Here is a 22,931-nt window from a genome sequence, read left to right on the forward strand (position 1 = left end):
ACAACCGTCACCTCGCGGGCCTCGCGCGGTGCGACGACCGAGCTCTGGACGAAGCTCCCGCCCGTCGAAAACCGACGGGCGGGAGTGCAAGGTTCAACGACTCTCTCAGCGCCAACGCATGAGCATGAACAGGCCGACCAGCATGGACCCCAGTCCGATGACCAAGTTCCACCAGTTCAACCCGGGGATCGGGTACTGGGCCTGCGAGATGTAGTAGACCAGCACCCACACGAGTCCGAGCAGCAGGAAGGTCAGGAAGACCGGCGCCCACCACTGGGGAGAGGGCGGGATTCCATCGGTCCAGGAATGGATCTCGGTGTCCTCGTGGGCAACCTCGCCGTTCTTCCGGCGCTTCTTCGACTCGGGCACGTCGGTCCTTCCGTTCTCTTGAGCCGCGGACACAAGCCGGGCCTGGTGCCGCAGGCGGCGACACTGGGCCTAGCCTAGTCTCGGAGCCACGACAGTCAACAATGCCCACCCGGGGTGCGCGATCCGCAGCGCACCGGGAGCGGCTGATGCACGGAATCGAGGGAAGCATGGACCGCTCCGATGGCGCCGCCGAGGCCCCTGACGACGCGCTGGCGCCTGCCGCCGGCGACCTTGCCTCCGAGGAGACCGTCCCTCTTTTGCCACCGCCCGAGGACGAGGACGAGAGCCGGCCGGCCGAGGAGGAGAACTCGCCGGAGGAAGCCGACGGTGGCGAGGCCACGCGGCCCGAGGACGAGGGCGGCGCGCCCGCGGATGAGGTTGGCGCGCCCGCGATCGAGACCGGACTTTCCACACAGGAACCCGAGGTCCTTGAGGAGCAGGCCGCTGCGGCCTCGCCAATGGAGACCGGTGACGCGGACGGCGACCTCTCGGAGGCTGCGAAGGCCCTGGACCTTCCGCCCACACAGGTGCCGGCGGAAGAACCCCGAAAGGAGCCGGCGCAGCAGCGGCCGGCGGGGCCGCGAGCTCCGGAAGAACAGAAGGAACCGGATGACTCCGACCAGGCCGGCGCCCCATCCACCGCGCCCTCCGACCCCGCGCCCACACCGCTCGCCCGATTCTCGCGCCTGCGCTCCTGGCTGTCCGTCTTCGTCGTCACCTTGGCCTCCGGGCTGCTCTTCCAGGTCTCAGCGGCGACCACCCAGACCGGCGACACCGACTCCGACCTGGTCGGCCTGGTCAGACAGCGGCAGGAAGACGTCGCCTCACTGCAGTCCGCCCGTGACGACATCGCCGCGCAGGCGGACGCCCTCGTCAATGCGACGGCACCAGGAACCTCACACGCCCCCGTCGACGAAGCCGCCGCCGCCCTCAACGGCCCCGTCTCCGGCCCGGGGGTGGTGGTCACCCTGACCGACGCACCCCCCGGCGAGATCCCCGAGGGACTCACCGCCAACGACCTGGTCATCCACCAGCAGGACATCGAAGACGTCATGAACGCCCTGTGGGAAGGCGGCGCCGAAGCGATGACAGTGCAGGGTGAACGGATCTCCTCACGCACCGTGGTGCGATGCATCGGCAATGTCATCCTGGTCGGCGGCACCTCCTACGCCCCGCCCTACGAGATCGCGGCCATCGGCGACGCGGACACGCTGGTCGCCACGGTCGAAGCCAACCCACGTGTGGTGAACTACCGGAAGTATGTGGCACTCTACGGACTGGGTTGGAACATGGAGACCAGAGACAGGATCTCCATGCCCGGTACGTCCCAGGACGCCGTCCTGACGTATGCGAAGGTGGTGGAGTGAAGTGGCAAGTCACGTGAGACGCCGCGGGTCCAAGACCCGCAGGCCCCGCACCGCCGCGACGCTCGTCCTCGACGTCATCGGCATCTTCGGCGAATTGCTCATCACCGTGGCGGTGGTCCTGGGCCTGTTCGCCTTCTGGCAGGCCTTCTGGACCACCTACGAAGTCCAGGACACGTTGAACCAGCGTGCCGCGTCCTTCACCGTCGCCCACGCGCCGGCTTCGACCGGGGCGGGGACGGACCTGACCACCGACCCGCCGGACTTCTCCCAGAGCCTTTCCGAGGGCGAGGACTTCGCCGTCATCCACGTTCCCTCGTGGAACTGGCTGCGCGCCCCCATCGCCGAGGGCACCACCTTGGACGTGCTCAACACGGGTGCGGCCGGGCATTACCCGACCACCGGAAAACCCGGCGCCATCGGCAACTTCGCCGTGGCCGGACACCGGCGCACCTACGGCGAAATCTTCCAGCGCGTCGAGGAATTCAAAGCCGGTGACAAGGTGGTCGTCGAATTGGCCGACCACTACCTGACCTACTCCGTGGCCTCGTGGGAGATCGTCGACGCCTACGACCAGACGAATGTGCGCGTCATCGCGCCCGTGCCAGGAGATGCGACCTTCACCCAGGTCCCGAAGAAACGCATGATGACGATGACCACCTGCCACCCGGACTGGGGCATCGCCGAACGCTACATCATCCACCTGGACTGGGAGTCCTGGACCCCCAAGTCGGCCGGAGTGCCCAAGGCCCTGGTCGGCGAACCCGACCTGCAGGTGCGCGCCCCCGAGGGTCAGTGAGAGGAGCCCGACGTGTATTCATGGATCTTCCGGCACCTGCCCGGTCCCGTGTGGCTCAAGGTCATCGAAGCGCTGATCATCATTGCCGGCATCGTGTACGCCCTGTTCACGTGGACCTTCCCGTGGGCGCAGGAGTACTTCCACATCGGTGACACGAACGTCGGTTGACCGCGACAAGGGCGGTCGACCGCAACCGTGGTTCCCGACCGCCACAACGCCAGTGGACCACGACCCTGAGGGGGCACACATGGCACGCATCCTGTGCGTGGACAACTACGACTCCTTCGTGTGGACGATCGTCGGATACCTGCGCCACATGGGCGCCCAGGTCCACGTCGTGCGCAATGACGAGGTCGACCCCCGGTGGTGGCAGGAGAGCCCGTGGGACGGGGTGCTGGTCTCGCCCGGCCCCGGTGCCCCGGCGCAGGCAGGAGCGTCCTTGCAGGTCATCGAGGACTGTGCGGCGCACGGTGCGCCGATGCTCGGTGTGTGCCTGGGCCACCAGGCACTGGGGGAGTTCTTCGGAGCCACGGTCACCCGTGCGCCCGAACTCATGCACGGCAAGACCTCGGTCATCACCCACGACGGGCGTGGGGTTTTCGAGGGCGTGGACTGCCCGCTGACGGTCACGCGGTACCACTCGCTGGCGGTCGTGCCCCAGACCGTACCCGGGTGCCTGGAGGTCAGTGCCACCACCGCCGAGGGCGTCATCATGGGCCTGCGCCACCGCGAGGTGCCCCTGGAGGGCGTCCAGTTCCACCCAGAGTCGGTGATGACCCAGCAGGGCCACAAGATGCTGGCGAATTGGCTGGCGGTGTGCGGGGACACGGAGGCTCCGGCCCGTGCGGCCACCATGGCGCCGATGGTGGCCGCGCGTTCGACCCTGTGAGGCTCCGACCCCACGCCGGCCTTCACGGCCGGTGGAGCGAGGCGTGAAGCCCGACCTCAGTGTGCCGACTGCGGCGAGTTCGCCCTCGGCCCCTTGGACACCGTCACCGAGACCGAGGCCCGCTGGGCCACGACACTGCCCTCCGCGGTCGACATGGCCAGGACCGTACCCGCAGCCGCCGGGTTGTCCACCTCGGTGATCGTGACGGTCAGGCCCAAGTCCTTCAGGGCCTGTTCCACCTGGGCGCGTTGGGCTCCGACCAGCCCGGTCGGGATGGTCACATGACCGTCGGAGACGACGATCTCGACCTGGTCGCCCTTCTTCGCGCTCTCACCGGCAGCCGGGTGCGACTCGATGATCTTGCCGGCCGGGGCGCTGGGGTGGTTCTGCGTGATGACATTGCCCACCGTGAGATTCTCGGTCTCCAAGGCCTTGCGCGCCTGCTCCTGGGTCATGCCGGCGACGTCGGGCACGGTGACCTTGTCGGTTCCGGAGGACAGGTAGGCGACGACCTTCGTGCCGGCCTTGACCTTCTGGCCGGGTGAGGGGTTCGTCTTGACGATCTTGCCCTCCTCCACGGAGTCGGAGACGACCTTGTCGGTGGAGACCTCCCAGGTCAGGCCCGCGGCCTCGACTGCGGCCTTGGCCTCGTCCGGAGTCAGCCCCACGAGATTCGTCGGCACAGTGACCGAGGACGGCCCGGAGGACAGGTGGATCTTGACGGTCTTGCCCTTCTCGACCTCGACACCGGCAGCCGGATCGGTCTGGGCGACCATGTCCACCGGGATCGTGTCGTGCGGGACGGCATCGGACAGTTCCACCTTGAAGCCGGCTGTCTCCAGCGCCGTCTTGGCCTCGGCCTGGGTCTTGCCGGACACGTCGGGGACGGCGACGAACTCGTTGGAGTGGGACTGGCCGGCATCGGAGCCGAAGGCGTACCAGGTGCCGACCGCCAGTGCGACGGCGGCAAGGACCAGGACGACGATGAGGACGATGCGCTTGGTCATCGACGGCGGATCCTGGTCCTCCTGGTTCGTGTCGGCCAGGGCCACCGGCGCCTCCTGCGGCGGGCGGGTCGGACGGGTGGGACGCTGAACGGGAACCGTCGGAGCGCTGGGAAGCGGCGGAGCGGCCATCGTGCGGGTGGCGTCAGTCGGCGGCTGCAGCGTCTGCGCCCACACGGCCGTGGCCGGGGCGTTGACCTGCGCGCCCTGGGACAGGCGGATGAGGTCCGCCTTCATCGCCGAGGCATTGGGGTAGCGGTCCTCACGGTCCTTCGCCAAGGCCTTCATGACGATGCGGTCCAGCGGTTCGGGCACGTCAGGGGCAATTGACGAGGGCGTGGGCGGCAGCTGCTGCACATGCTGGTAGGCGACGGCCACCGCGGAGTCCCCCTTGAAGGGGGGCCGCCCGGTGAGCAACTCGAAGAGGAGCACGCCGGTGGAGTACAGGTCGGAGCGGGTGTCGACCTGCTCGCCGCGGGCCTGCTCGGGAGAGAGGTACTGGGCGGTGCCCACGACCGCGTTGGTCTGGGTCATGGTCGCTTGGGAGTCGGTCAGTGCGCGGGCGATGCCGAAGTCCATGACCTTGACCTTGCCCTGCGTGGTCAGCATGACGTTGCCGGGCTTGATGTCCCGGTGCACCAGGTGGGCCGAGTGCGCGTACTCCAGGGCGGAGAGCACACCGGAGGTGATCTCGACGGCCTCGTCGATGGGCACAGGGGTGCCGTCGGCCAGGAGGTCCTTGACCGTGTGGCCCTCGACGTACTCCATGACGATGTAGGGCACCGGCACGGTGCGGCCGTCCGCGCCGAGCACCGCTTCCTCACCCGTGTCGTACACGGCGACGATGTTGGGGTGGTTGAGGGAGGCAGCCGACTGGGCTTCCCGGCGGAAGCGTGCCTGGAAGACGGCGTCACGGGCGAGGTCGGTGCGCAGCATCTTGATGGCCACGACGCGTGACAGGCGCGTGTCGAAGCCGAGGTGCACCTCCGCCATGCCGCCCCGCCCGATGGGTGAGCGAACCTCGTAGCGTCCCCCGAGGCGCCTGGCCGTGGGTTCAGTCATGTCGTGACCTCCTCGATGGGTGGAAGCCCCGCAGAGATGGTGGCCGCAGGATTTCCGAATCTGGTGTGGATAGTACCGAGTAGAGCAAGGGTTGCGCCAAGAAGTACGCAGATGATCAGCACCCACAGGATGATCTCGACGACCCCCGGCTTGGTTCTGGCCACTCGTGAACGGTTGTACTTGGTGGTGAGTTCCCGGTCGGGCACCGGTGGAGTCGAGGACGCTCCTGTCGGGGAGTTCGGGCGCAACATCCGCGGGCCGGGTTTGGGAGAGGTGGGCAGGGCGTCGGCGCGGGTACGGTCACGGGCGGCGCTGCCGCGACTGGGCACAGGCGGAAGCTGCACATCAGGCGCCTCGACGTCCATGTCGACCGGGGCCAGCAGCTCGGCGTCCAGGTGGGTGCGCTTCTCGTGACGCACGGGCGCCACGGCACTCGACCCGGTCGATGCGCTCCCGGCGCCGGACCCCTCGGGTTCGGGCAGGGGGGTGGGCGCGATGTCGATGCCCAGTTGGTTCGCCACCGTCATGAGCTCGCGGGCCAGCGACGTGCCGGACTCCGGTCGGCGCATCGGGTCCTTCGACAGCAGGTGCATGACGACGTCGGCGAACTCCTGCGGCACGTCCGAAGGCAGTGGCGGCACGGGGTCGTTGACGTGGGAGAAGGCGATGTCGACCTGGGTCTGGCCGGTGAAGGGACGCCTCCCGACCACGGCCTCGTAGGCGATGACACCCAGGGCGTACAGGTCGCCCAAATGCGTGGCGTCCTCTCCCATGGCCTGCTCCGGGGGCAGGTACTGGGCGGTGCCCATGACCATGCCGTCGGCGGTCAGTGTCACCTGTTCGGTGGTGCGTGAGATGCCGAAGTCGGTGAGTTTGGCCATCCCGTCCATGCGCACGAGGACGTTGGCGGGCTTGACATCGCGGTGGACCACGCCCGCCTCCTCGGCGGCGCCCAGAGCCATGGCCATCTGCATGAGCAGGGGCAGCAGGTGTTGGACGTCCAGCCGCTTGCCGCCGGACAGGTAGGCGGTCAGGGGGCGACCGTCGATGAGTTCCATGACGATCCAGCCCCGGCCGGAGTCCTCGCCGGAGTCAAGGACATTGGCGACATTCGGATGGTGGATGCGCATGGCGTTGTCGGCTTCGATGCGCAGACGCGACAGGGAGAGGTGCTCGCCGGAGAGCTCCGGGCGCAGCAGTTTGGCGGCCACCATCTGACCCGTCGTCCGGTCGCGGGCCTTCCAGACCTCACCCATGCCGCCCTGGGCGATGTGGGAAAGAAGTACGTATCGGCCGCCGAGCATCCGCCCGGCGACCGCAGGATTGCGGTCGGGCGTCATTGGAGACCCGCCTCCAGCAGCGCGCGGGCAATGGGGGCTGCGGTGGTTCCCCCGTGGGGCACCGGCTCGGTGTCGTCGCCCTCGACGAGGACGGCGAAGGCGATCTTCGGGTCGTCGGCGGGCGCGAAGCCGATGGCCCAGGCGTTGGCGCGGCCGGAGTCGCCACCGACTTCGGCGGTGCCCGTCTTGGCGGCCACGGGGATCCCGTCGATGGCCAGTTCGCCGCCCGTCCCGTAGGGCTGTTCGACCACTGCACGCATCATCGAGGTCACGGTGGCCGCAGTGGTCCTGTCGGTGGCCCGCCCTCGTGAAGACGGAGCCGTGGTCGAGCGCACCTGCAGGTCGTGGTCGACCACCTCGGCCACCAGGTAGGGCTGCATCATCTCCCCGCCATTGCCGATGGCCTGCGCGACCTGCGCCATGAGCAGCGGTGTGGCCCGAACCGAGTACTGGCCGATCGAGGCCAGGGCCAACTGCGCCTGGTCGGTGGAGTCGGGGAAGACCGACGGGGTCACGGGAACCGGGATGTCCTCTTCGGTGCCGAAGCCGAAGCGTGTGGCCACATGGGCCAGTTCGTCGTGCGTGAGTGAGGCCGAGGCCAGGACGAAGGTCGTGTTGCACGACCTGGCGAAGGCCTCGGTCAGCGTGGGCTTTCCGTTGCCGCATTCGGCCGACTCGATGTTGGGCACGGTCGTCGAGGAGCCCGGCAGTGTCGCCTCGACGGGGGAGGGCATCGGGGTGTCCGCAGTGACCTCTCCCTTCTCCAGCAGGGCAACCGTGGTGAGCACCTTGAAGGTCGAGCCCGGAGCGTAGAGGTCTCCGGCGATCGCCCTGTTCATCAGGGGACGTCCCGGCGCCTCCGAGAGAGTCTGGTGGGCGGCGGCCGCTGCGCTTCCCTCGGCCTGGGCAAGCTGGTTCGGGTCGAAGGAGGGTGAGGAGTACAGGGCGAGGACGGCCCCGGTGCGCACGTCGAGGGCGACCACCGCACCGCGCCTGTCACCCAACTGCTCGGCCGCCACCTTCTGCATGGCCGGGTCGATGGTCAACACCACGCCGCCGCCTTGGCGGGACTGTCCGGTGACGAGGTTGCGCATGCGCTGGAGGAAGAGGGCGTCGGTCTGGCCGTCCAGGGTGGTGTCGGCGGCCGCCTCAAGTCCGGTGGCGGAGGAGAAGGACGCGGAGAACCAGCCGGTCACCGGCGCGTAGAGGGGCCCTTGGGGGTAGGAGCGCTGGTAGCGCTTGGAGCCTTCGATGAGGGTCGACGTGGCCACGGCCTCGCCACCGACGATGATCGGTCCGCGTTCGATCTCCGCCGCCTGGTAGATGGAGCGGGTGTTGCGCGAGTCCGCGGTCAGTTGCTGGGCGCGCAGGAACTGGTTGTTCGTCAGCGCCACTCCCAGGGCGGCGAACATGACGAGGACGATGACGAAGAGCCTGCGGATCTGGGTGTTCATGCCGTGACCACCTCCGTGGTCGTGGGGTCCTCACGTGAAGAGCTCCACGGAGTGGGGGCTTGTGCGGGTCGGCGTGCGGCGTCCGAGACGCGCAGCAGCAGGGCCACGGTCAGCCACGAGGAGACCATCGAGGATCCACCTGCCGCCAGGAAGGGCGCGGTCAGACCGGTCAGGGGAATGAGGCCCGTGACTCCGCCCAGCACGACGAAGAGCTGCAGGGCGAGGGAGAAACTCAGGCCTGTGGCCAGGAGTTTGCCGAAACCGTCGTGCACGCCGATGGCCGCACGCATCCCCCGTTCGATGAGGATCAGATAGAGCAGCAACACCGCCGCCATTCCCACGAAACCGAGTTCCTCGGCCAAGGAGGACAAGATGAAGTCGGAGTTCGCCAATGGCACGAGCTGCGGGTAGCCGCGACCCCATCCGGCGCCCAGCAGCCCGCCGGAGGCCTGTCCGAAGAAGGACTGGACCAGCTGGAAGGAGCTGCCGAACTCCAACTCGTAGATCTTCGGGTCCAGAGGGTTGAGCCACACGTCGAAGCGGTGCCTGACGTGGGAGAAGAGCTGGATTGCCACCAACACTGCGGGCACGAAGAGCAAGAAGCCGATGACCAGCCACGACACGCGATTCGTCGCCACGTACAAGGTGGCGACGAACAGTCCGAAGAGCAGCAGCGAGGTCCCCAGGTCCCGTTGGAGGACCAGGATCGCGATGCCGACCATCCACACGACCATGATCGGCCCCAGGTCGCGCAGACGCGGCAAGCGCAGGCCCAGGATCTTGGGCCCGCCGATCGCCAGGTTGTCGCGATTGGCCACGAGGTATCCGGCGAAGAACAGGGCCAGCGTGATCTTCACCAGCTCACCGGGCTGCAAGGACAGGGGGCCGAGCCTGATCCACACCTGGGCGCCGTTGGCCTGGCGCCCGAGGAAGGGGATCATCGGCAAGAGCAGCAGGATCAGCGAGAACGCGCCGAAGGTGTAGGTGTAGCGGCGAAGCAGGCGGTGGTCGCGCAGCAGGACCAGGACCACAGCCGCAAGGGCGATGGACAGGCCGACGAAGACGAGCTGGCGCAGCCCGACGACCTGGTCGGGGTCGATGATCGCGTAGCTGAGGTCCAGCCGGTAGATCATTGCCAGGCCCAGGCCCGTCAGGGCCACGGCCACCGGAAGGATCACGGGGTCGGCGTAGGGGGCCAGGAAGTGGATGCCGACCTCGGCGACGACCGCCACGGCGACCAGGATCGCCACGTGCTGGCCGAGGTTCACGGGCAGCTCGCCGGTGCGGTTGAGGCTGGAGAGCACGTAGCCGCCGACACCGGCGGCCAACGCCACCAGCATGAGGACGATTTCGAGGACTCGGTGGGGACGGGCAGGTGCGATGGACACCGTGGCCATCAGCGTGCACCCCCGCCTGTGGTTCTCGCAGGAGCGGAGCGGGGAGGGCTCACGGTGGGTGTGCGCGCCGAGGCGGGTGAGTCCGCCGTGCGGCCACGGCGGGCGGACTGGGCCCGGTCCGCCGACTGGGCGGTGTCGCCGGACTGCGCGTGATCCCCCGACTGGGCGGCCTCGTCGCGTGCGCGTGCACGGGTCTCTTCCGCACTGCGGGCCAATTGGTCGAGATAGGTGTCGATCTCTTCGCGCGACCCCTTGGTCACCGGTTCGGCGAGCAGCTGCCTGTGCACAGGAGGCAGGTCGGACAGGGCGATGTCGGTGACCTCGATCCGGTGGCTGAACTTCCAGGAGGCAATCGACTGGGGGATGCCCTGGTGGACGGTGACGAAGTCGTTCTCACCGATCACGTAGTACTGGGTTTGGGTCCACGTCCAACCCAGCCACGCGCCGGCGGCCACGGCGGCGGTGAGCAGAAGGGTGATGACAGGTGCCAAGTGGGAACGTCGTGGCTCCGCCTCGTCGTCGGCATCGTCGTCCTCGTCCTCGGACCCCCCGGAGGAGTCGAGGGCGGCGGCACGCGCGGCTGCCCCCTTGCCCCCACGGGAAGGGGCGCGGCGGTCCTTCGCGGCGGCGCCGACGATCTGCGGGGGAGCCGGCTCCGACGCGCCCACGGGCGCGATGTCGCACACGACGCAGGTGACGTTGTCCGGGCCGCCGGCCAGCAGCGCCAGACGGATGAGTTCCTCGGCGCAGGCTCCCGGGTCGTCGACGGAGGCCAGGACGTTCCCGATGGTCTCGGCCGAGACCACCCCGGACAGCCCGTCCGAGCACAGCAGCCACCGGTCGCCGACAATGGCTTCACGCACGGTCTCGTCGGGGGTGACATCTGCTTGGGAGTCCCCGAGGATCCTCAGCACGACATTGCGCTGAGGGTGGTGCTCGGCGTCCTCGGCAGTGATCTGGCCGGTGTCGACCAGGTACTGGACGAAGGAGTGGTCGGTGGTGACCTGGGTCAGGGTGTCGTCCCGAAGGACGTAGGCGCGCGAGTCGCCGATGTGGACCATGGCCAACTTGTTGCCAGAACGCATGAGCGCGATGCACGTGGTGCCCAGACCCTGCAGGTCGGGATCGTGAGTGGAACGCTCGGCCAATTCCTCATGGGCGTCCATGAGGGCCTCACGCAGCAGCGGCAGCAGTGAGTCGGCCGGGTGGTTGTCCGTGTCCAGGGGTGCCAGGTGGGCGATGGCGACGGATGAGGCGATGTCCCCACCGGCCGGTCCGCCCATGCCGTCGGCAAGCACCAGCAGATTCGCCCCGGCGTAGCCGGAATCCTGGTTGTTGGCCCGCACCAGGCCCACATCGGAGCGTGCGGCGCAACGGAACTGGACACCCGTGGTCGGCATCACTCACCTCACCAGTTCCATGGTCGTCTGCCCGATGCGCACGATGTCACCCACGCGCAACTCGCGCGGGGATTCGAGCAATTCGTCATCGACACTGGTGCCGTTGCGTGAACCGAGGTCCTCGATCCACCAGTTTCCCTGGCCGTCGGGGGCCAGGCGCGCATGGTGGGCCGAGGAGTACTCGTCCTCGAGGACGAGGTTGCATGCGGGGGAGCGTCCGACGACGATCGGCGTGGCCCCCAGGTTCATGACGGTGCCGACCAGCGGCCCGCCGGTGATGAGCAGTGAAGTGGGGCCGCTGTCCACGGCGGAGGGGTCGGGTCGTTTGCGGCGAGAGTCCTTGCGTCGGCGATCCGCCTCACGGCGTCCCTTGCCTCGGGGGGTGACGACGGTGCCGAAGATGTCCAGGCGCAGGGTGTGCACGGCCCACAGGACCAGCAGCCACAGCAGGACCAGGAAACCGATTCGCAGGATCGTGAAGGTGAGGTCAGTCATCAGATCGCCTCGCTGTCACTGGGATGGGTCCAAAAAAGGATACGTGTGCGACCGATGACGATCTGGTTGCCGTCGAGCAGTGTCGCGGCCTCGACCTTGTGGCCTTCGACGAAGGTGCCGTTGGTGGAGCCGAGATCGGTGGCGATCACACCGGAGGGGGTGATGCGCAGTTCGAGGTGGCGACGTGAGACTCCCGAGTCGTCGACGACCACGTCGGCCTCGCTACCCCGGCCGAGCACCGTCACCGTGTCCGTGAGCAGCCACTTCTGGCCGCCGACGTCGATGACAGGATGTTCGGGCGAAGGAGCGACATTGGCAGCGGGCGCCACGGCGCCACGCCGGGCGCGGGCCTCGACCCGCAGGTGCCCCCGGTCGACCTGGTCGGAGGACTCGAAGGCGACCGTCGTGGGGCCCAGCTGCGTCCACCCGCTGTCGGCGGCATGCCGTGCCGCGTCATCAGCGAGCTCACCCGCCAGCATGTCAAGATCCGGGCCGAGGCTCTGGATGTCCGCGGTGGAGAGCTTGACCGTGAAGGAATTCGGCGCCACCGAACGGTGGGAGGAGAGCTCGCGCACCCCCTTGTCCATGGAGCGCCGGATGGCCGAGGTGATGTCGACGGGTTTGATCTCCGACCGGAACACGTGTGAGAACGCGCCGTTCAGGCCGCGCTCCACCGCATTCTCGAAGCGGTCGAAGATGCTCATCGTCTCTCCTCTTCCCGGTGGGCGCCGGGACGCGGGGCCGAGCTGCGAACACGCGGTCCCATTGCCAGTCTAACCGGCTGGTGAACACGCGGCGGCGTGGGATTGGGCGCTCGGAGGGCCGAAAGTGTCACATTGATCAAAGAGTCCGAGTTCTTGTACGCCGCTTCGAACGCATGTGCGTCCGAACTCTTGGTCAGTTCCGCAGGGCAGTCCTGGGACCCGGGACGTCCGGTGCACCCGTGGGCGGGGCACCGAGCTCGACGACCTGGTGCCCCGCCCACGTGAAGAAGAGGAGATCCCGCAGGGGGACTCTCAGTGCCCCTGGGCGGCCAACCAACGCTCCGCGTCGAGGGCCGCGCGGCAGCCTGAACCCGCGGCGGTGATCGCCTGACGGTAGGTGTGGTCCACCGCGTCACCGCAGGCGAAGACGCCTGGCAGGTTGGTGGCCGTGGAAGGCTCGGCCACGCGGATGTAGTTCGCCTCGTCCAACTCCACCTGACCGGCAAGGATGCCCGTGCGCGGCAGGTGACCGATGGCCACGAAGACCCCGTCGGTGGCCAAGGTCGACACGGAGCCGTCCACCGTGGAGGTCAGCTCCACGTCGGTCACCGCGTCCTCGCCCACCACCTTCGACACGGTGGCGTTCCACGCGAACTCGATCTTCGGGTCGGCCATGGCGCGCTCGACCATCGCCTTGGAGGCGCGCAGCTGGTCGCGGCGGTGCACGACGGTCACCTTCGAGGCGAACTTCGTGAGGAAGGTCGCTTCCTCCATCGCGGAGTCGCCGCCGCCCACGACCACCAGTTCCTTGTCGCGGAAGAAGAAGCCGTCGCAGGTGGCGCAGTAGCTCACACCACGCCCGGACAACTCCTCCTCACCCGGGACGTCCAGGTGGCGGTACTCGGAGCCGGTGGCCAGGATGACGGCGCGGGCACGCAGGACCTCCTCCCCCAAGGTCACGGTCTTGACCTCGCCGGTCAGGTCGACCGCCAGAGCGTCCTCGTGGCGCACGTCGGCGCCGAACTTCTCGGCCTGCTCGCGCATGCGGTCCATGAGGTCCGGTCCCTGGATCCCCTCGGGGAAACCGGGGAAGTTCTCGACCTCGGTGGTGTTCATCAGGGCGCCGCCCGGCGTCAGCGCACCCGCGACGACGACCGGTCGCAGACCCGCGCGCGCCGTGTAGACGGCCGCCGTGTACCCGGCGGGTCCCGACCCGACGATGACGACCTCGTGGACGGTCGGCTCGCCGGCCGGAGCCTCAGGTGCGGCGCTGTCCTGCACTCCGGGGCCCAAGCCTGCGCCCAAGGAGATGCCGGGGGCGAGGGTGAACGGGGAAGCGGCGGAATCGGTCATCGGTCCTCCAGAACTCGGGTGCGGGTCACCCCGCGAGTGGCGCCCGCGCAGCGGGCCGGGTCACTTGACGGTGATCTCGCTGATCCACGCCCAGGCCTTGCCGTCCTGCGAGGTCGGCATGGTTCGGAACGACAGCGAGATCGCGTCGGTCTCGACAGGCTGGGGCAGGCTGATCGTCGTCGTCGGACTCAACGCGGTCTTGGCCAGTTCTGTTCCCTGACGTGGAGTGTCCGGATTCACCGAACGCACGACCAGTTCACCGCCGGAGGTCGTCGGGTCCATGGCCAAGGTGATCTGGCTGACCTTCGTCTTCTCCTTGAGCTTGAGCAGCACGGTGACCGTGTTGTCGTCGGTGAAGCGGTTGTCGTCGAACCAGCGCGAGTGCCACTGGGTCTCAGGACGGCCGTCGATCAAGTTGATCGCTTCATCCTCGTGGTCACCGCTGCCGTCCCAGGAGAACACCTGGGCCGAAGAGATCTGGGGGGCGTGCGCCGGCGCCGGCGCAGGGGCGGGATCGGCCACGGCCGACTGTTCGGACTGGCCGGACTGCTGCGACTGGGCCACGTCGGGGGCGGCCGCGAAGCCGAGGTCGCTTCCCGGGCCGAGCGGCGCAAACGCGGTGTTCAGCGCCCAGATGCCGCCGACGATGACCAGGCCGCCGGCCACGACGAAAGAGGGGATCGTCGGGTCGAACAACCACCAGCGCTGTTCGCCGTCCTGGTCGCCGGTGCCCACCGTGCCGAATGCCGCCCCGGCCGCAGCCCCGGTGGGGGCGAAGGTGGCAGTGGTGCGGATGGCGGTCGCCTCCTCCGCGGATGTGCGGACGACTGTGGCATCGTCGGGGGCAGTGCGGATGGCGGTCGCCTCGTCGGCCGGGTCGGGCAAGTCCGCTGCCTCTGTCACACCGGGGGTGGCGGAAGCGGCGGGGATCAGCGGGATCGACCGGACAATGGTGGACTTGTCGACCACGCGCAGTCCGGCGATCTTCGTGGCGTTCGGATCGTCCTCGTCCTCGGGCGCGGAGCGCACGACGGTCGCTTCGTCGGCGACGAAGGCGCCACGGACGGCCGTGGCCTCCGGGTCCTCGTCCTCGGGCGCGGAGCGCACGACGGTCGCTTCGTCGGCGACGAAGGCACCGCGGACGGCCGTGGCCTCCGGGTCGTCGTGCACGTCACCGTCCGCGATCCCGGGAAGTCCTGTCGGCGGGCCGAGGACGTCACCCTCGTCGATGGTCGCAGGAGGCTCGTGCAGGCGGGTGCTCACGGTCTCGTTCTCGGGCGGCGTCCACACGAAGTCGCCTTCGACGAGGGCGGGCGGGGCCTCCTGCGTGGCGGAGGTCTGCGACGTGGAGGTCTCCTCGTCCAGGGTGATCCACGACGTGTCCAGCGCACCGGTGAAGGGTTCGGAGGAGTTCCTGACCTCGGGTTCTTCAATGGGCTCGGGTTCAGGGACACGGGTGGCCCGGGTGATGGCGGTCTGGTCGTCGTCCTCGAGCCAGGAGGCGCCGCTGGTCGTGTCCGGGTGCGAAGGGTCGAAAGCGCCCGTGGTCGGCACGGCGTCCTCAGACTGTTCCGGGTCCATGGCGCCTTCCATCCCTTCGGTTGATGCGGTCCGGTCCATTATGACCTGATCGGAGGCCTCCCGGTCGACGGGCAGAGCTTGGCGGTCACCGTCCTGGGCGGTGCGACGGGTCGCAGGATCGACGGCGAGCACCGACAGCAGGGGTGCGGGAAGGCGCAACCGGGCAAGCAGCGGCCACACTGTGCGCGCGGACTCGGCAGGTGAGATGGCCCGCAGTGCGACCAGGTAGATGACCATCGTGAAGGAGCAGACGAAAGTGACCTTCACCAGTGACACGAGCAACCTGGTCAGGGTCGAGTTCGTGACCGTGTCAATGCCCACCAGCCACATGAGGACGAAGCCGACGGCCACTGCGATGACGGCGGTGGCCCAATACGTGAGGTACGTGCGCACGATTCTGGGCACGTCGATGTGGCGGTTGCGGCGGGCCACCATGCGCAACCCGATGTAGGCCTGCGAGATTCGGCACACTGTCTCGGCGAAGGCGGCGCCGACCACCCACCAGTGGGCGTCGGTGAGGAAGTAGATCGTCCAGCCGACCAGGATCTGCAAGACGTTGGGGATGATGACCGACAGGAAGATCGGCTTGGCGTCCTCGTAGGCGTAGAAGACCCTCTGGGTCATCAACAGGATTCCCATGGCGGACAGTCCGGGCAGGTACGCCAGCAGCACCCACGCGTAGGAGCGCACCAGCTCCGGCTCCGTGGTGGTCAATGCCACCGTCTGCATGATCGGGACCGAGCCGGCGGCCAGGGCCGCGGCAAACAGCATCGTGAGCACATTCGTCGAACGCACTCCCAAGTGGAACCAGTGCGCCACCCCGGGCTCGTCCTTGTCGACCACGGCCGAGGAGATGCGTGTGAACACGGCGGTGGCCAACGACACCGACACCAGCGACTGGGGAACCATGTAGATCATGAAGGCAGTGGCCATCGCGGAGATGCCGACCACGTAGGTGCCGTGCTCGTGCCCCCAGGCGTCGGCCAGCGCCGCGAGATTGTTCGAAGAGATCACTCCGAACTGGCTGACCCCCAAAGTGGCGAAGGTCCAGCCCGCCACCTTCGAGGCGGAGCCGAAGTTCGTGCCCTTGAAGTGGAAGTCGGGGCGCAGAGCGATGCCTGCCCTCTTCATGGGGATCAGGAGGAATGCCGCTTGGCAGATGACACCCAGGGTGGCCGAACCGCCCAGGAGCCAGAACTGCGGGGCGGTGAGGTCCGAGACGTCGAATCGTGTGGGAGAGGTCCCCCACAAGGCAAGGAAGACGCCCAGGCCCGCGATGCCGACGACGTTGTTGACCACCGGCGCCCACATGTAGGGCCCGAACACGCCTCTGGCGTTGAGCAACTCACCCAGCAGGTTGTACAGGCCGTAGAAGAAGATCTGGGGCAGGCACAAAAGGGCGAAGGCGATCGCCAAGGAGCGGATCTGCGCGTCGTATCCGGCCGAGGTGATGATGACCAGCAGCGGGGCGGCGATCATCGCCACCACTGTGATCCCGAAGAGCAGCGTCCCGGCCAGGGTGAGCAGGCGGTTGACGTACTGCTGCCCCTGGTGTCTGGTCTTGAGGGCCGTGACGATCTGTGGAACCAGGATCGCGTCCAACACGCCCGAGGCCAGGATGTTGAAGACCATGTTGGGCAGGGTGTTGGCCGTCTGGAAGGCGGCGTTGACGCCACCGGCGGCCGTGCCGATGACGGCCAGCAACAGGGCGTTGCGCACGAAGCCGAGGATTCTGGAGACCATCGTGCCCGAGGCCATGAGGGCGCTGGCCCGCAGGATCGAGCCGCCGCCAGAGGACGAGGCCGAGGATTTGCTCGTGGTCATTCCTCCACCTTCCCAGAGGGCCAATGTCATTTCCCACCTGGCGCGCCGCCCGCAGGAGACGAGCCCTCGCAGCGGACCCGTACCGCCCCATTGTCGGGAGAACGAAGGCCGGGTGCCACCCGTGTGGCGAAGGGCACCATGCGCCAGGACGCGGCAGGGGCGGCGCCTCAGTCGGCCCCGGAGTCCGGAAGCGACTCCGTCGGCGGCCCTGGATCCTGCGCCCGGGCCGACTCCTCCGACCCACCCGAGTCCTCCACCTCTTGCGCCGACGCAGCATCCGACGTCCCGCCCTCGTCACCCGAGACGCCGCCGGCGCGCGCCCGCAGGCGCTTGCGCACCGATCGTGCCACACCCCACACGAAGGCGATGCCCACCAGGACGGCGGCGACGGCGGTGGCGGCATCCTCCCAGCCGGCACGCAGTCGCACGAACACCTTCGAGGACGCGTCCAGGACGTGCCCGCCCGGGGTGCGCACCTCGTAGGTGACATGCAGATCGCCCGACCCGATCGCCTCCACGGGCACCTCGGCCGTGACCGATGCGTGCGCAGGCACGGTGACCTGGGCCGGAGCTGTCACCGACAGGCGAGGGTCCGAGGGGCGCAGACTCACCTTCACGTGGACCGGCCACGGCAGTGAACTGCGTACACGCACCGGGAAGCGCGCCTCCTTGTTGATGAGGTTGACCGTTCCGGAGGACTCCACCGCTATCCCGTGCATGAGGTCGGTGACACGTGTGCCGAAGCGGCCCGTCAGGCCCGTACGGGTTTCGGGGGCGAGGTCGGTGCGCAGCGCTCCCATGAGGTCGTCCTGGACGAAGGAGTGGACGGCCGCCGGATCGTCCACGGCGGCGACAAGCTTTTCGAGCTGACCGGCGTGGGCGGCCACACTCCTGGCGTTCGACAGGTCGCCCTCGGACAGGGTCGGACCCGGCGTGGCGGTGCGGGGCAGGGTTGACGGGGTCGAGGAGGCGACCTGGGTCAAGGTGGCGCCCCGAATCCACGGGTGTTCGACCAGGGCGCGGATTCGCCCGGCCAGGCCCGCATCGATGGTGGTGTCGCGAGGCAGCGCCACAAGGTGCGCACCACCTGCACCAGCAGTGCTCCGCGCCGTCAACGCCCCCAAGGCGGCGAGCAGCTGGTGCTGGTCAAGGGCGGTTTCCTCGTCGTCGGGCTGCCATGCCAACAGCTCGGAGAGGTCCCTGTGTGGGACGAGGACGGTGGCCGAGGTCGCCGATCCGCTCCCCGCGACCACAGCGCCACTGTCGGCGTCGACCTGGATGCGCGCGGGCGGGGTCACCGAGTCCCCGTCGGACAGGGGCATCGCCCCAGGTGGGGCGATGACGAGATCCTTGGGAACGGTGGCCAGCAGGGGGCGCCCGAAGGACGAGGTCGGCCACACGACGCCCTCGACAACCTTGGGCACGGTGGCTCCCGGGACCCCGGAGGCTCCCGCATTCCCTGAGGCGGAGTGGGCGTCGTCGACGGGAGCCGGTCCAGTGGTGGTGTGGGACTGGGCGCCCTCGACCGCTCCGGACTGGGCACCCTGCGTCGACTGGGCGGCGTCCAGGGCGCTGCTGATCCGCCGCAGGGCGGGGGCCACCTCGCTGCGGGTGGCCAGGACCATCTGAGGCAGAAGAGTCGATGACGTGGCCACCGCCAGGCCCACATCCGCATCCTTTGCCGGGAGAGCCACGAGCTCGTCCGCCGAGAGCAGGGTGCGCCAGAACGCGGAGCCCTCACCGGTGGTCAGGCCCTCGGGAAGGGGGGCATCGGCCTCGCCCTCGCTGGAATCGCCCGACTGCGGACCCATGAGCAACCCCGGTTCGACCGCCAGTGAGACGCCGGGGATCCTCATCACCTCCATCAGCCCAGCGCCCGTCGAGGCATACGGGAGCGCGCCGGAGGAGGCGGTGTCGGGGCTCTTCAGGGGGTCGTTGGCCGCAGTCCACGGCACCAACACGCCCATGGAGGTGCTGCCGGTTCGTCCCTGCGGGTCCCAGACCAACACCGTCCTGTCGACGCCGGCGGCCCCCCACGCGTCGACGTGGACTCCAATGACCCTTGCTCCCCACATGTCCGTGTCCGTCAGCCCCAGCGACGAGGTCGGCACCGAGATGCTGAACCTGCCGGAGGCGCCCGGCGCGAGGGTCATCGTCACTGTGGCGGACCACACCGTGTGGGTACCCCACTCCTCACCCGCCAGCTGGGAGATGAGGTCCGCGGAGGTGGAGGGGGTGGCCCACGGCTGGGTGAGCTCCACATACGGGTCCTGGACGGTCTCGGAGGAGGAGTTGAGGATCGTACCCGACACGGAGATCGAGCCCTCGCCGGTCAGGACTGCGGGGGAGATCCGGGTGATTCGCACGGCCAGCCCGTTGTCCTGGTGGCTGGGGACCATGATGTCGGGCCGCTGCGGGGCGGTGGGTGCCGGCGCGGGGTTTGCGGGAGCGGGAGGTGCCACTGCGGGTGACGAGGGCGGAGCCGCCAGATGCGACATGTGCGAGGCGGCGGCGGGCGCAGTCGGCAGCAGTGCGAAGACCGTGGCGAGGGCCAGGGTGAGGAGGGCTCGCAGAGGTGGGCGGCCGGGGCCCGGCTGGCCGCCGACGTGGGGGCTGGAGTTCGTCGGCATCATCAGTCCTGGTAGAGCAGGTCCAGGGCGATGCCGACGATGCGCCTCTCATTGGGGTAGGCGAGCAGGCGCAGGGACTCCTTCAGGGGAACCCACGCGGCGTCCTCGGCCTCGTGGTCCGGGTCGCCCTCGACAGTGATGCGCCCACCGACGTACCCCATGAGGTAGTGGTGGACGACCTTGTGGACACGGCGGTCGGGGTTGGAGAACCAGTAGTCGATGGAGGCGAGGTGACGAATGATGCGTCCGCGGATGCCGGTCTCTTCGGCGACTTCGCGCAGGGCGGCCCTTTCGGCGGATTCGCCCGCCTCCAAGTGTCCCTTGGGCAGGCACCATTCGATGCGGCCGGTTCGGTTGCGCCTGGCGATGAGCGCCACGTAGGGGATGCCTGCGCGCACGTCGATGACGACTCCACCTGCAGAGGTTTCCGCAGAGACCGGGAGCTTCGGGTGGGCGGCGTGTGGGGCCCGCGACGAGGTGCGACGCCGTGGGGGTCGGGGGACCCCGGCGTGACGGTCGAGCGGGCGGGCAGACATGCTTCCACTCTAGTTGGAGCGCGTCCAGGGTCGCTCAGGCGCCCCCGAGCGGCAGCGATGAGTGCCACCACCCTGCCCGTCACCCTCTTCACCACCCGTTCCGCACACGATGTGCGCAATCGGAGTCTGGCGCGGTTGCCGAGAGTGGGGGGATTCCGGGCTTTTGGCCTGTGTCGGCCCGAGCCGCCGTCAGCATTGTGTGCGAAATGGGAGGCGGAGGGCCCTCGTGCCACCGGGACGGTCGCTCGACGCGGACCGAGTCCACCTCCGAGTTCTCGTCGCAGACACTTGCGTGAAACACCGCAGGACTTCGTCGGTGCCCGAAGACGTGGCACGCTAGTGGCGATGAGTCACACCTCCCACCCCGCACCGGATGCCTCTGCGTCCCCGCACACCCCTGAAGTCCCCGGCACAGGCCTGGTCGACAGGTCCATCCCCGCCCTCATGGCCAACGCCATGAGAGCCTTCGCGGCACTGCCCCCGCAGATCCTCGAACTCGGCCGTGTCTTCGAAGCCGCCGGTGAGGAGATCGCGCTGGTCGGTGGGCCCGTACGTGACGCCTTCCTGGGCGTGACTCCCCGCGACTTCGATCTGGCCACCTCGGCGCGTCCGGAGCGCACCGAGGAACTGTTGGCCCGGTGGGGCAACGCCACGTGGGACATCGGCAAGGAATTCGGCACCATCGGCGCCCGCCGCGGGGACCTGGTCGTCGAGGTCACCACCTACAGGACCGACAGTTACGAGGTCGGCTCACGCAAACCCGAGGTGGTCTTCGGGGACACCCTGGAGGGCGACCTCACCCGACGCGACTTCACCGTCAACGCCATGGCGATGCGTCTGCCGGGGATGGCTCTGGTCGACCCGCACAACGGCCTGGAGGACCTGGCCGCGGCTCGCCTGCGCACCCCCGTCACTGCCGAGCAGTCCTTCGACGACGACCCGCTGCGCATCATGCGTGCGGCCCGTTTCGCCGCCCAACTGGCCATTGACGTGGACGAGGACGTCATGGACGCGATGGGCGCAATGGCCCATCGCCTGGAGATCGTCTCTGCCGAACGTGTCCGGGCCGAACTGGAACGCCTGGTGACCTCGCCCCACCCGCGCCGTGGCCTGGAACTCATGGTCCACAGCGGGGTGGCCGACGTGGTGTTGCCCGAACTGTCCGCCCTGCAGGACACGAAGGATGAACACAAGCGCCACAAGGACGTCTACGAGCACACCCTCACCGTCCTGGACCAGGCCATCGACCTGGAAACCGGGCCCGACGGGCCGGTACCCGGCCCTGACTTCGTCCTGCGTTTCGCGGCCCTGATGCACGACGTCGGCAAACCCGCGACCCGCCGTTTCGAAGGCGGGGGCGTGACCTTCCACCACCACGAGGTCGTCGGCGCGAAGATGACACGGGCGCGGATGAAGGCCTTGAGGTTCGACAAGGCCACGACGGAGGCCGTCTCGCACCTGGTGTTCCTGCACCTGCGTTTCCACGGTTACGGCGACGCGAAGTGGACGGACTCGGCGGTGCGCCGCTACGTCACCGACGCAGGCGACCAGTTGGAGCGCCTGCACCGCCTGACCCGGGCCGACTGCACGACTCGCAACCGCCGCAAGGCGGAGTTCCTGCGCGCCGCCTACGACGACCTGGAGCAGCGCATTGCGCAGCTGCGCGCCCAGGAGGAGTTGGACGCGATCCGACCCGACCTGGACGGGGACCGGGTCATGGAGATCCTGGGCCTGCGACCCTCGCGCGCGGTGAAGATGGCCCTGGACCACCTGTTGGCACTGCGCATGGAACGCGGCCCTCTGGGTGAGGAAGCCGCGGTCGAGGAGCTGCTGCGCTGGTGGTCCAGTGACGAGGTCCGCGAGCTGGCCGAGGAGTACCAGGCCCAGCAGGCCGCATGGGAGGCGCAGGTGGCTGCCAAGCGCGCCCGCAAGAGGAAGGGGTCGGCGGACCTGGCCTAGGTGTAGTCGAATGGGTCAAGCGACGCTGTGAAATGCTCACGGAGCATGGATGTGGTCCAGATTCTGGCCGCAGTCTTGATGTTGCCGTAGGTCCGTCGATCAGACCTGTCGTACCACTTCGCCGCCTCGATCTTCGCGGCATGCAGCGAGACTGCCTCGTCAAGCGCAGGAGCAAGATCAGTGTCTCGCGATGCCAGGACCACCACATCGAATTGTCCTGAGCGTGCGAGCCTCATGAGGGCAAGGGCGCACATCACGTCAACTCCCTTCTCCCTGCGGGAGGAACGAACAGGGGTCTTCACACCGTCGATCCAATCCCACCTGTACTTCAGAGGGCGGAGTGTGACTGCAACTGACCCAGAATGGCCCCGTTCCCATCGTGACTTCTGCTCGAGATTGCGCCGGTAAGCATCGGCGTCGTCGTCGCGAATGGGGAGGCCTCGATACACCTCAACGCGCGCAACGTCGACCTCATGGCAACCATCGGTGTTCCGGGCCTTGGCGAGCTGCTTCGCAAAGCGGAACGGCTCAATGAGCCCCTCCTCAAGTGGGCGACCCGGGAGGAAGAGCTCTGAAGCGGTGAGATGCATGTTCTGGTAATCGATGACCACTGCCATACGCTCAACCATGTGTTGCTCCCAAGTGAGACAAACCCCGCCAATCCCGAAGGATGGCGGGGAGCTATGGCCCCACTCTAGCCCTTGGTTCCATGACTCGGCAATCCCAGCGTCGGGGATGCGGACACCCGACGCCGATGGATGCCAGCCGCTC

General features: G+C 68.4%; 18 protein-coding genes. 5 read left to right on the forward strand and 13 right to left on the reverse strand.

The window, feature by feature from the left end; translation table 11 throughout:
• Positions 1–105 precede the first annotated feature (105 nt).
• Positions 106–369: a cell division protein CrgA gene (locus I6B53_RS00200; RefSeq protein ID WP_216764281.1), complete on the reverse strand. Its 264-nt coding sequence runs from the start codon at positions 367–369 to the stop codon at positions 106–108.
• Between the two features lie 146 nt (positions 370–515).
• Here I6B53_RS00200 and I6B53_RS00205 point away from each other — a divergent pair, with 146 nt between their 5' ends.
• The 4 genes from I6B53_RS00205 to I6B53_RS00220 all read left to right on the forward strand — a co-directional run bounded on the left by I6B53_RS00205 (position 516) and on the right by I6B53_RS00220 (position 3,421).
• On the forward strand, positions 516–1,736 hold the full coding sequence (locus tag I6B53_RS00205) for a DUF881 domain-containing protein (RefSeq protein WP_253953895.1): 1,221 nt from the start codon (positions 516–518) through the stop codon (positions 1,734–1,736).
• A 13-nt stretch (positions 1,737–1,749) separates the two neighbouring features.
• The gene (locus I6B53_RS00210) at positions 1,750–2,532 is read left to right on the forward strand and encodes a class E sortase (protein WP_253953896.1); all 783 of its coding nucleotides are present in this window, start codon (positions 1,750–1,752) and stop codon (positions 2,530–2,532) included.
• 12 nt (positions 2,533–2,544) lie between these two features.
• On the forward strand, positions 2,545–2,700 hold the full coding sequence (locus I6B53_RS00215; protein ID WP_216764283.1) for a hypothetical protein: 156 nt from the start codon (positions 2,545–2,547) through the stop codon (positions 2,698–2,700).
• Positions 2,701–2,779: 79 nt separating this feature from the next.
• Positions 2,780–3,421: an aminodeoxychorismate/anthranilate synthase component II gene (locus tag I6B53_RS00220; protein WP_216764284.1), complete on the forward strand. Its 642-nt coding sequence runs from the start codon at positions 2,780–2,782 to the stop codon at positions 3,419–3,421.
• Between the two features lie 56 nt (positions 3,422–3,477).
• Here I6B53_RS00220 and pknB read toward each other — a convergent pair whose 3' ends face one another.
• The 11 genes from pknB to I6B53_RS00275 form a co-directional block, all read right to left on the reverse strand.
• Entirely contained in the window at positions 3,478–5,487 is a 2,010-nt protein-coding gene (pknB, locus tag I6B53_RS00225; protein ID WP_216764285.1) for a Stk1 family PASTA domain-containing Ser/Thr kinase, read from the reverse strand.
• Positions 5,484–6,827: a serine/threonine-protein kinase gene (locus tag I6B53_RS00230; protein ID WP_216764286.1), complete on the reverse strand. Its 1,344-nt coding sequence runs from the start codon at positions 6,825–6,827 to the stop codon at positions 5,484–5,486. Before I6B53_RS00230 ends, pknB begins: the two co-directional genes overlap by 4 nt.
• On the reverse strand, positions 6,824–8,281 hold the full coding sequence (locus I6B53_RS00235) for a penicillin-binding protein 2 (RefSeq protein WP_216764287.1): 1,458 nt from the start codon (positions 8,279–8,281) through the stop codon (positions 6,824–6,826). The genes I6B53_RS00230 and I6B53_RS00235 overlap by 4 nt, the downstream gene beginning before the upstream one ends.
• Positions 8,278–9,678, reverse strand: coding sequence for an FtsW/RodA/SpoVE family cell cycle protein (locus I6B53_RS00240; protein ID WP_216764288.1), 1,401 nt, complete (start codon positions 9,676–9,678; stop codon positions 8,278–8,280). The genes I6B53_RS00235 and I6B53_RS00240 overlap by 4 nt, the downstream gene beginning before the upstream one ends.
• Entirely contained in the window at positions 9,678–11,078 is a 1,401-nt protein-coding gene (locus tag I6B53_RS00245) for a PP2C family serine/threonine-protein phosphatase (protein ID WP_216764289.1), read from the reverse strand. The genes I6B53_RS00240 and I6B53_RS00245 overlap by 1 nt, the downstream gene beginning before the upstream one ends.
• 3 nt (positions 11,079–11,081) lie before the next feature.
• Positions 11,082–11,576 carry an FHA domain-containing protein gene (locus tag I6B53_RS00250; protein ID WP_216765249.1) on the reverse strand — a complete coding sequence of 165 codons (495 nt, stop codon included), beginning with the start codon at positions 11,574–11,576 and terminating at the stop codon, positions 11,082–11,084.
• A complete protein-coding gene (locus tag I6B53_RS00255) occupies positions 11,573–12,277 on the reverse strand; it encodes a DUF3662 and FHA domain-containing protein (RefSeq protein WP_216764290.1) in 705 nt (234 codons plus the stop codon). Before I6B53_RS00255 ends, I6B53_RS00250 begins: the two co-directional genes overlap by 4 nt.
• A gap of 312 nt (positions 12,278–12,589) precedes the next feature.
• Positions 12,590–13,630 carry a thioredoxin-disulfide reductase gene (trxB, locus tag I6B53_RS00260; protein WP_216764291.1) on the reverse strand — a complete coding sequence of 347 codons (1,041 nt, stop codon included), beginning with the start codon at positions 13,628–13,630 and terminating at the stop codon, positions 12,590–12,592.
• A gap of 60 nt (positions 13,631–13,690) precedes the next feature.
• Positions 13,691–17,035, reverse strand: coding sequence for a lipid II flippase MurJ (locus I6B53_RS10990; protein ID WP_253953897.1), 3,345 nt, complete (start codon positions 17,033–17,035; stop codon positions 13,691–13,693).
• Between the two features lie 167 nt (positions 17,036–17,202).
• On the reverse strand, positions 17,203–19,668 hold the full coding sequence (locus tag I6B53_RS00270) for a DUF6049 family protein (protein WP_216764292.1): 2,466 nt from the start codon (positions 19,666–19,668) through the stop codon (positions 17,203–17,205).
• On the reverse strand, positions 19,668–20,201 hold the full coding sequence (locus I6B53_RS00275; protein WP_216764293.1) for an NUDIX hydrolase: 534 nt from the start codon (positions 20,199–20,201) through the stop codon (positions 19,668–19,670). The genes I6B53_RS00270 and I6B53_RS00275 overlap by 1 nt, the downstream gene beginning before the upstream one ends.
• Positions 20,202–20,645: 444 nt before the next feature.
• Between I6B53_RS00275 and I6B53_RS00280 the strand changes: the two genes are divergently transcribed.
• Entirely contained in the window at positions 20,646–22,160 is a 1,515-nt protein-coding gene (locus I6B53_RS00280; RefSeq protein ID WP_253954044.1) for a CCA tRNA nucleotidyltransferase, read from the forward strand.
• On the opposite strand, the gene I6B53_RS00285 is transcribed toward I6B53_RS00280, so the two are convergent.
• Positions 22,157–22,789 (reverse strand): NYN domain-containing protein, encoded by a 633-nt coding sequence (locus I6B53_RS00285; RefSeq protein ID WP_216764295.1) that lies wholly within the window; start codon positions 22,787–22,789, stop codon positions 22,157–22,159. The genes I6B53_RS00280 and I6B53_RS00285 overlap by 4 nt on opposite strands.
• Positions 22,790–22,931 lie beyond the last annotated feature (142 nt).

This window comes from Schaalia sp. 19OD2882, assembly GCF_018986735.1.
Lineage (GTDB): Bacteria > Actinomycetota > Actinomycetes > Actinomycetales > Actinomycetaceae > Pauljensenia.

What these genes read in the sequence shown, in the direction of transcription:
- I6B53_RS00280 (WP_253954044.1), top strand. Translation starts at nt 20,646, where the DNA reads ATGGCCAACGCCATGAGAGCCTTCGCGGCACTGCCCCCGCAGATCCTC.
- I6B53_RS00255 (WP_216764290.1), bottom strand. Translation starts at nt 12,277, where the DNA reads ATGAGCATCTTCGACCGCTTCGAGAATGCGGTGGAGCGCGGCCTGAAC.
- I6B53_RS00270 (WP_216764292.1), bottom strand. Translation starts at nt 19,668, where the DNA reads ATGATGCCGACGAACTCCAGCCCCCACGTCGGCGGCCAGCCGGGCCCC.
- trxB (WP_216764291.1), bottom strand. Translation starts at nt 13,630, where the DNA reads ATGACCGATTCCGCCGCTTCCCCGTTCACCCTCGCCCCCGGCATCTCC.
- I6B53_RS10990 (WP_253953897.1), bottom strand. Translation starts at nt 17,035, where the DNA reads ATGACCACGAGCAAATCCTCGGCCTCGTCCTCTGGCGGCGGCTCGATC.
- I6B53_RS00220 (WP_216764284.1), top strand. Translation starts at nt 2,780, where the DNA reads ATGGCACGCATCCTGTGCGTGGACAACTACGACTCCTTCGTGTGGACG.
- I6B53_RS00205 (WP_253953895.1), top strand. Translation starts at nt 516, where the DNA reads ATGCACGGAATCGAGGGAAGCATGGACCGCTCCGATGGCGCCGCCGAG.
- I6B53_RS00285 (WP_216764295.1), bottom strand. Translation starts at nt 22,789, where the DNA reads ATGGTTGAGCGTATGGCAGTGGTCATCGATTACCAGAACATGCATCTC.
- pknB (WP_216764285.1), bottom strand. Translation starts at nt 5,487, where the DNA reads ATGACTGAACCCACGGCCAGGCGCCTCGGGGGACGCTACGAGGTTCGC.
- I6B53_RS00235 (WP_216764287.1), bottom strand. Translation starts at nt 8,281, where the DNA reads ATGAACACCCAGATCCGCAGGCTCTTCGTCATCGTCCTCGTCATGTTC.
- I6B53_RS00240 (WP_216764288.1), bottom strand. Translation starts at nt 9,678, where the DNA reads ATGGCCACGGTGTCCATCGCACCTGCCCGTCCCCACCGAGTCCTCGAA.
- I6B53_RS00230 (WP_216764286.1), bottom strand. Translation starts at nt 6,827, where the DNA reads ATGACGCCCGACCGCAATCCTGCGGTCGCCGGGCGGATGCTCGGCGGC.
- I6B53_RS00245 (WP_216764289.1), bottom strand. Translation starts at nt 11,078, where the DNA reads ATGCCGACCACGGGTGTCCAGTTCCGTTGCGCCGCACGCTCCGATGTG.
- I6B53_RS00275 (WP_216764293.1), bottom strand. Translation starts at nt 20,201, where the DNA reads ATGTCTGCCCGCCCGCTCGACCGTCACGCCGGGGTCCCCCGACCCCCA.